We start from the raw sequence: 6,007 nt of genomic DNA on the forward strand, positions 1-6,007 counted from the left end.
TGCTGCGGGTCAGGCCGATCACACCGGCCTTGGCGGCGCTGTAGTTGGCCTGGCCCGGGTTGCCCATCAGGCCTACCACCGAGGTGATGTTGATGATCCGGCCGCTGCGGGCCTTGAGCATCGAGCGGCTCACCGCCCGGGTGCAGAGGAAGACGCCGGTGAGATTGAGGTCGATCACGCTCTGCCAGTCGGCGCTCTTCATGCGCATCAGCAGGCCGTCGCGGGTAATGCCGGCGTTGTTCACCAGCACATCCAGGCGCCCTTCCTTCTCCAGCACCGCTTTCACCAGGCTTTCCACCTGTTCCTCATCGGCCACGTTGGCCTGCTGTGCCCAGGCCTTGCCGCCGGCAGCCGTGATCTCCGCCACCACCGCCTCAGCCGCATCCGGTGAGCTGGCGTAGTTCACCACCACCGTGGCGCCCGCAGCAGCAAGGTCTTTGGCAATGGCAGCACCGATGCCGCGGCTGGCGCCGGTTACCAGGGCAACCTGGCCAGTGAGGGGGGTGGCATCTGCCATGGCTCGTGATACGGCTCGGGTCGAGCGAGCGTAGATCTGCACCCTGGCTGGGCTTCAGGCCGGCATGCTTTCCACGCCGGCCAGGGCGCTGCCAAGCAGATCGCCGAAGCGCTGCAGCTGCTGTTTGCTGCCCATCACCACCAACAGTTGTCCCGGGGCCAAACGCACACTGCCGCCGGGATTGGCCAGCAGTGCTTCGGGCGCCCCACTGCTGATCTGACTGGCCTGGGGATTGCGGATCGCCAGCACCAGGGCGCCACTACGGCGGCCCAGTTGCAGCTCCGCAAGGCTGGCGCCATTGAGATCACCGAGGTGGTTGGGGTCGTCGCTGAGATGGAATTCCTCCACTTCACAGTCGCTGCCGGCCAGCAGTTCCATGAACGTCACGGCCAGAGGCCGCAGGGCGGTGGCGGCCATCGTGCGGCCGCCGGCCACATAGGGGCTCACCACCTGATCGGCACCCGCCAGGCGCAGCTTGCCTTCGGCTTCCTCGCTATCGGCCCGTGCGATCAAGCGGGCCAGGGGGGCCAGGCCTCGTGCACTCAGCACCACATAGAGGTTGGCCGCGTTGCTGGGTAGGGCTGCCACCAAGGCGCGGCATTGGTGAATGCCGGCCTCCTCAAGGGTTTCGTCGAGGGTGGCATCCCCCTGCAGCACTGTGAAGCCGCGTTCCTGGGCTTCGCTGATGCGAGCGCTGTCGTTTTCCACCACCAGCAGTGGCACCCCCTCGCCGCTGAGTTGTTCGGCGATCTCCCGTCCGATCCGGCCGTAGCCGCAGAGGATCACGTGCTGATTCATCGTGCGCTTGAGCTGTTGGCGGTAGCGCCGTTCGCGCAGCCGCCGGAAGTCTGCTGCACTACCACCAATCCGCCCACCAGCAGCAGGGCCGTGACGATCCGGCCGCCGGTGTGGATCAGCGGTGTGTGCTCATCGCTGAAGCCGAGGGTGCTGAGGGTGATCAGCACCATCCAGTAGCAGTCGCCCCAGTCCCAGCCTTCGGCGATCCGGTAGCCGAGGGCGCCGCCATTCACCACCAGGGCCAGGGCCACCAACGGTCCTGCCCAGGGTTGTCGCGCCAGTGATCCGCGCAGCCCTCGCCGGTGTCGACTGGGCCGGCGTTGGCGTTTCATCCCAGGCCGAGGGCTGTGAGCACCGCGGCGGGCTCCAGTTGGTCCAAGTGGCCGGCTTGCCCAACAGCTTGAACACCCTGGCGGTTGGGCAGGCTTGCGGTGCTGCGACCTAGGGCCACTAGCGGCATTCCCGCCAGCAGCGCCAGCTCGGTGGTAATCGGATCGCTGCTGAGCACGACATCGCAGCTGGCCACCTGGGCGGCACGCTCCAGCAGCTTGGCTTTGCTGCTCGCTTGCACCACGCGCAGGTCGGGGAGCTTGCTGCGCACTTGATCCAGCAGCTGCTGCCAGCGGCTGCTGGGCCAATCGCCTGCGTCGCCTGCGGGTGCCAGCAACAGGGCCGGGCCTTGCCCAGCTGGCAGCTCTGATGTTGCTTGTTCAAGAGCCGGCTTGGGCAGCGCCAGGCGGAAGGAGTCGGCCTGCAGCATCAGGCCCAAAGGCTTGAGGTAGGCCGCCATGGCTTCGGCGGGCCAGCCGCTGCCTCTGGCCACGGTGTTGGTGGCTGAAAACCCACCGGCGGCCACCCGTGTTGGGATGTGGCTCATCGAAAGCATCAGATCCACCTGGCGGCCGCTGGCCAGGCTGATGCAGGCCTGGAAATCGGGCTCGCGCACGTTGCCCAGCAGGTTGGCCCAGTCCGCCAGGGTGAGGTTGCTGTTGAAGTCGAAGGGGATCAGCTTCTCCAGCGCCGGCAGCAGGGTCCAGGCCGTGGCGGCCGATGGCGCACAGGCCACCTGAATCTGGGCTTCGAGCGCTTCAGCAACCTGCGCTGCCGCTGGCAGGCAGTGGAGCTGAGCTTCAACGCCGCCTGGAACCAAAAACAGAACGCGCATGGCCGCAGGCGGAGCGTCGACTGATTGTATGTAGGTGGGATTACTCAGCCCAGGAGCCGCCATGCATTTGCTAATCGCCTGTGCCGGCAGCGGTCGCCGCATGGGGGCTGAACGCAACAAGCTGCTGCTGGAGGTGGCCGGCCGGCCGGTGCTGGCTTGGACGCTGGATGCGGCTCTGGCCTCGGCATCGATCCGCTGGATCGGCATCGTGGGCCAACCGGTGGATCAGGCCGACATCCTGGCGCTTCTGGAGGCTGCCCAGCCCCACAAACCGGTGGAGTGGATTCAGGGGGGAGACACCCGCCAGGATTCGGTGTGTAACGGCCTCGCGGCACTGCCCGCCGGCGCTAGCAGCGTGCTGATTCACGACGGTGCCCGTTGCCTGGTGGAGCCGGGCTTGATTGATCGGTGCGCAGCTGCGGTGGAGGCTGGTGCGGCCGTGATCGCTGCCGCGCCCGTCACCGACACGATCAAGCGGGTGGATGCCAAGGGGGTGATTCAAGACACCCCCGATCGCTCCCATCTCTGGGGCGCTCAGACCCCGCAGGGCTTTCCGGTGGAGCAATTGCGAGAGGCGCACGCGCGGGCACGCGCCGAGGGCTGGAGCGTCACCGATGACGCCTCGCTGTTTGAGCGGCTCGGTTGGGCGGTGTCGGTGATGGAGTCGTCGCCGGCGAACATCAAGATCACCACTCCCTTCGATCTCACCATCGCCGAGGCCGTGTTGGCGGCGCGTCAGGCCTGAAGCACCAACAGCTCACCTTGGTTGGCGTCCAACCGCACCGGCTGGCCGATGGCCAGGGCGGCGTTACCCGGTTCATGGCCCACCGGTAGGTCGGCAATCACTGGAATTCCAAGATCCGCGGTGCGCTCCTGCAGCACGGATCGCCAACCTGGTTCTGGAGCGGCGGGCTCGTCATCGTCATCGCAGCCGCTGAAGCGGCCGAAGCCGATGCCCGCCAGCTGCTGCAGCGCGCCGCATAGTCGCCAGTGGGTGAGCATCCGATCGAGCCGGTAGGGGGCTTCGCCTACGTCTTCCAGCACCAGCACCGCTCCACGTAGGTCGGGGAGGTGCGGGGTTCCCAGGAGATGGGTGGCCACGGTGAGGTTGCCCACTAACAAACGGCCCTCCGCCACGCCCCCCTGCCAGGTGGTGCCCGGTAGGGCAGCCAGGGGCTCACCGAACAGCAGCTGGCGCAGGCGCTCCTGGCTCCAGGCCGGTTCGCCGGCCAGGCTGGTGAGCATCGGTCCATGGATGCCCCCGGGGATGCCCGCGGCCTGTCGGCTCCAGAGCAGGGAGGTCACATCGGAGAAGCCCAGCAGCCATTGGCTGGGATGGGCGCCTTGAAACGGCTCTGGCTGCTCCAGCAGCCTGGCGGAGCCCCAGCCGCCCCGGAGGCAAGCCACAAGGGGCGCTGGGCTCTTGAGATCGGCCAGGCGCTGCTCATCGGTGCCGGCCAGATAGCCACACTGGCGCAGTGGTTCCGGGTGGGGATCCACCTGCAGCCCCCAGGCTTCCAACACGGCGATGCCGCCCTGCAGGCGTTCAAGAGCATCAGCCTGAAGTGCGGAACTGGCTGCCGCGAGCTGCACGCGATCACCGCGACGCAGCGGTGCAGGCCAGGCGTTCATGCCGGTAGCCCTCCGCTGCGTCCCACCACCAGAGCCAGCAGCACCAGGGCCCCGAGCAGCACCTGATGGCGGAAGTGCAGGCCAAAGGCGGAGCGGGGTAATGCCGGGCGTTGCAGCAGCTGCGCTTCGCGTAACCACCCGCCTGCAGCCACCAGCCAGATCAGCCAGAACGCCCCATTCGCTCCTTGCTGCGCTGCGGCCCAAGCCAGCAGCACAGCCGCTGCTCCGTAGCAGCAGCCCACCACCACGGGGGCCTGCTCCCCCAGACTCAGGGCTGAGCTGCGCACCCCCACCCGCGCGTCATCGTCGCGGTCGGCCATCGCGTACACGGTGTCGAAACCGAAGGTCCATAAACAGGTGGCCAGCCACACGGCGGCCAGCGGCCACCCCCCCTGCAGGGTGCCCTGAGCCGCCGCCCAGGGAATCAGCACGGCAAAACCCCAGCAGAGGGCGAGCACCGCCTGCGGGTAGCCACACCAACGCTTGGCGGAGGGGTAGAGCAGCACTGGAGGGAGAGCCGCGACCGCCAGCCCCAGGCAAAGGCCGCGGCTGGATGCCGGCAAACCCCACAGCACCACCGCCAGGGCCGCCAGCAGACAAAGCACGAGCAGAACCACCGCGGCGCCAACGCTGATGCGTCCACTGGCCAGGGGGCGTTCGCGGGTGCGTTCCACCTGCGGATCGATGCGCCGATCCCAGAGGTCGTTGGCCACGCAGCCCGCGCCGCTCACGGCCAGCCCACCGAGCACGATCCAGCCCACCAGCACCGCCGGCGGCGGCGCCTGGGGCAACAACCACAGGGTCCATCCCGCCGGGATCAGCAGGATCAAACGGCCGCTTGGTTTATCCCAGCGCAGCAGCGCCAACCAGGTCTGCAGCGGTGCCAAGCAGCCAGGAAACAACGTGGCGCAAACCCTAGGGCTGCCGTGGCGGTGAGCAACAGTGCGAAAGTGGCGCAGCGCGAGAGGCGATGGCCGCGTGAGCGAGGCACCCAGCCGCTCCCTCGGGAGCTCCATTCGCCCCGTGGCGGGGATTGATATCGGCACCAATTCGATTCACCTCTTGGTGGCAGCGGTGGACACCGAGCTGCGCACCTTCTCGGTGATCCTCACGGAGAAAGCCACCACCCGCCTGGGGGAGCGCGACCCGGAAACCGGTGAGCTCTCCCCGGATGCGATTGAACGGGCCTTCACAACCCTGCGCCACTGCCGCGAACTGGCGGCCAGCCATGGTGTGGATCCTGGCGACGTGGTGACGGCGGCTACCAGTGCCGTGCGCGAGGCCCCTAACGGCCGTGATTTTCTGCAATCCATCCAGGAGCAACTTGGCCTGGAGGTGGATCTGGTGAGTGGACCGGAGGAGGCCCGGCTGATCTACCTGGGGGTGCTCTCCGGCATGGCCTTCGGCGATCAGCCCCATCTGATCCTCGACATCGGTGGTGGCTCCACCGAGTTGGTGCTGGCCGATGGTCGTGATGCCCGCGCGCTCACCAGCACCCGCGTGGGAGCTGTACGCCTGCAGCGGGATTTCGTCCGGGAGGAGCCGCTTCCTGCCAAGCGGGTGGAGTTCCTGCGGGCTTTTATCCAGGGTTCGCTGGAGCCGGCGGTGCTGCAGGTGCGTCAGCAGCTCCAGGCCGGAGAGCAGCCTGTGATGGTGGCCACGAGCGGCACCGCCATGGCCATCGCTGCCCTGGCCGCTGCGGACGATCCACGGCCGCCTCTGCGCATGCAGGGATACCGGGTGAGCCGGCAGCGGCTCGACCAACTGGTGGAACGGCTGCTGGTGCTCACGCCGGCTCAGCGCCGCGCGCTGCCGGCGCTGAATGAGCGCCGCGCCGAGATCATCGTGCCCGGGGCACTGATCCTGCAGACGGCGATGGACATGCTCGGCGCCGA

6 protein-coding genes and 1 pseudogene are annotated in these 6,007 nt (G+C 67.9%); 2 read left to right on the top strand and 5 right to left on the bottom strand.

Translation table 11 applies throughout. The annotated features are described in order from the left end of the window. The 3 genes and pseudogenes from ACIQ2E_RS11685 to ACIQ2E_RS11695 all read right to left on the bottom strand — a co-directional run. Positions 1–517 (bottom strand): SDR family NAD(P)-dependent oxidoreductase (locus ACIQ2E_RS11685; protein WP_398330609.1); only part of this gene is annotated, 517 nt, incomplete at its 3' end. Between the two features lie 54 nt (positions 518–571). Continuing rightward, positions 572–1,647: pseudogene (locus ACIQ2E_RS11690) on the bottom strand (potassium channel family protein). Beyond that, positions 1,644–2,480 (bottom strand): glycosyltransferase family 9 protein, encoded by an 837-nt coding sequence (locus ACIQ2E_RS11695; protein ID WP_398330612.1) that lies wholly within the window; start codon positions 2,478–2,480, stop codon positions 1,644–1,646. Before ACIQ2E_RS11695 ends, ACIQ2E_RS11690 begins: the two are co-directional and overlap by 4 nt. A 61-nt stretch (positions 2,481–2,541) precedes the next feature. Between ACIQ2E_RS11695 and ispD the strand changes: the two genes are divergently transcribed. Further along, positions 2,542–3,225, top strand: a complete 684-nt coding sequence (gene ispD, locus ACIQ2E_RS11700; protein WP_398330614.1) for a 2-C-methyl-D-erythritol 4-phosphate cytidylyltransferase — start codon at positions 2,542–2,544, stop codon at positions 3,223–3,225. On the opposite strand, the gene ACIQ2E_RS11705 is transcribed toward ispD, so the two are convergent. Together ACIQ2E_RS11705 and ACIQ2E_RS11710 are read right to left on the bottom strand one after the other, a co-directional pair. Further along, on the bottom strand, positions 3,216–4,112 hold the full coding sequence (locus ACIQ2E_RS11705) for an LD-carboxypeptidase (RefSeq protein WP_398330617.1): 897 nt from the start codon (positions 4,110–4,112) through the stop codon (positions 3,216–3,218). The genes ispD and ACIQ2E_RS11705 overlap by 10 nt on opposite strands. Continuing rightward, entirely contained in the window at positions 4,109–4,999 is an 891-nt protein-coding gene (locus ACIQ2E_RS11710; RefSeq protein ID WP_398330620.1) for a 4-hydroxybenzoate polyprenyltransferase, read from the bottom strand. The genes ACIQ2E_RS11705 and ACIQ2E_RS11710 overlap by 4 nt, the downstream gene beginning before the upstream one ends. Positions 5,000–5,090: 91 nt before the next feature. Between ACIQ2E_RS11710 and ACIQ2E_RS11715 the strand changes: the two genes are divergently transcribed. Next, positions 5,091–6,007, top strand: a 917-nt coding sequence (locus ACIQ2E_RS11715) for a Ppx/GppA phosphatase family protein (RefSeq protein WP_398330623.1), incomplete at its 3' end; no start/stop codon positions are given.

This window comes from Vulcanococcus sp. (genome assembly GCF_044369115.1).
In the GTDB taxonomy this organism is placed as follows: Bacteria; Cyanobacteriota; Cyanobacteriia; order PCC-6307; family Cyanobiaceae; genus Vulcanococcus.